This window comes from Nocardioides sp. (genome assembly GCF_041393715.1).
Classification (GTDB): domain Bacteria; phylum Actinomycetota; class Actinomycetes; order Propionibacteriales; family Nocardioidaceae; genus Nocardioides.
In genome coordinates this window covers 1-1575 of the sequence record NZ_JAWKJQ010000023.1, presented here as the reverse complement: position 1 = coordinate 1575, position 1575 = coordinate 1, and the positions used below count along the sequence as shown (strand labels likewise).

The following is a 1575-nucleotide window of genomic DNA, read 5'->3' as shown; positions in this document are numbered from 1 at the left end:
TTCTTCGCCGGTGTCGCGGGTGGCGCGGGCTCGGCCAGCCCGGCGTTGCTCAGCGTGCCCACCGCGGTGACGACCTGCGCGCCGGCCGGCTCCTCGTACGCGGTGATCCGCCCGTCGCGGATGGCGGCCATGAACGCGGCGTAGTCCTCGTCGACCTGCCGCACGTACGCCTTGCCGAACGCCACCATCGCCTTGTCGAAGGCACGCCCCTTCCCCAGGTACGCCGCGAGCGCAACCGCGTCGCCGGCCCGGGCATGCGCGCGCGCCAGGGTCCGGCCGGTGACGACCGCGAACCGCTGGATGCGCAGCTCGTCGAAGCGGGAGGGATCGGGGGACCACTTCATGTCGCGCAACTGGCGCACATAGAAGCTGCGCCCCCGCGGGCCGTCGATCCAGCCGAGGAAGGAGTCGCTCGCGGCCTGCATGAGGCGCTGCCCGACGACGACCCGTCGCCCATGCCGGGTGTAGACGGAGGGGCGCGTGAACGCCTCGAGCACCGACGACTGGGCCTGCTTCACCTGCAGCACCATCAGGTCCTCGTCGTCGCGGCCCCGCAGCAGGAACACGAACGCGAGCAGCCCGACACTGCCGACCCCGACCACCTTGTGCCCGAAGTCGATGATCTCGTAGCGCTTCAGGAGCTCCTGGCGGTCCTCCTGCAGGGTCGCCCGGTACTCGCGGAACAGCTGGCGGAACAGGGCCGCCACGTCATCGTCGAGGTCGAGCCTGGCCAGCACCGGGGGCTGCGAGCGGAAGCGGCGCTGTCCGTCCACGACCTCGGTGAGCTTGGACACCGCGGACCAGGAGTCCCGCGAGCGCGCCTTCTCCGCCGCCGTGTCGATGATCCGGCGCGCTCGCCTCGCGAGCTCCTTCGACGTCGGGACCACCTCTGAGCCGGTGATCGTCGCGTAGACCCCGGCGAGGTCCAGCCGCTCGTACCACAGGTCGATCTCCGGCATCTGCGCGAACTCGGCCATCGACGTCCGGTACGAGGCCGAGGCGGCGGTTGCCGCCTCCTGGCCGACGCGGTCGGACAGCCCGGAGTCACGGGTGGCGAGTAGGAACGACGTCACCAGCCGCTTGACGTCCCACTCGAACGGACCGGGGTGGGTCTCGTCGAAGTCGTTCACGTCGAAGACCAGGGTGCGGTCGGGGGCCCCGAAGACGCCGAAGTTCGACAGGTGGGCGTCCCCGCACAGCTGCACGTCCAGCGCGGTCCGAGGCTGCGAGGCCAGGTCCGAGGCCATCACCAGCGCGGACCCGCGGTAGAACGCGAACGGGCTGACCGCCATCCGGGCGTGCCGCAGCGGCACCAGGTCCTGAACCCGGGACTCCTCCTGGCCCATGAGCAGGGCCACCGGGTCCGGGCGGTCCGCCGCCGGCAGCCACGCGCCGAGCTCACTGCGCGGGACCTCCGCTCGCGCCACCCGCCCGCGACGCTCGCGGTCCGCCAGCGTCGGATGGACGACGGGCCGCATGGTGGACGCCTTGGCCAGCCGCTGGTGCAGTTCCTCCTCGGCCTGGATCAGGTCGCGGTCGAACAGATCCGACACGCTGCCCGGCTGGGGGTGCTCG

General features: G+C 71.9%; 1 protein-coding gene. It reads right to left on the bottom strand.

Annotated features, from left to right (window positions below; translation table 11 throughout):
- The coding region (locus R2740_RS18395; RefSeq protein WP_371304149.1) for a DUF2252 domain-containing protein at positions 1-1553 on the bottom strand (1553 nt) is incomplete at its 3' end.
- Positions 1554-1575 lie beyond the last annotated feature (22 nt).